We start from the raw sequence: 243 nt of genomic DNA on the forward strand, positions 1-243 counted from the left end.
CTGCTACATCGCCTTTTTCCCCGACGTTCGCCGAGCAGTGCATGGAGGCGATACCGCGCAGCGGCAGCAGGTAGTTCATGACTGAGAACATCCCTTTCTTCATTTCGCCGCCGTACCAGGTACCGCCGATCAGCTGGATACGCTCGGTCAGGTTGAAGGCGATGAAGTTTTCGGAGTTCAGACCCTGCTCTTTCCACTGCGGGTTGGTGCATTTCGCGCCGTTCATCACGATAAAGTCAGGGG

1 protein-coding gene is annotated in these 243 nt (G+C 56.8%); it reads right to left on the reverse strand.

What is annotated here, in order from left to right; genetic code table 11:
- On the reverse strand, positions 1 to 243 hold a 243-nt coding region (locus RTW80_RS30440; protein WP_312721954.1), incomplete at both ends, for a phosphoenolpyruvate carboxykinase (ATP).

The organism is Escherichia sp. AM3 (genome assembly GCF_032029835.1).
GTDB classification, from domain to species: domain Bacteria; phylum Pseudomonadota; class Gammaproteobacteria; order Enterobacterales; family Enterobacteriaceae; genus Escherichia; species Escherichia coli.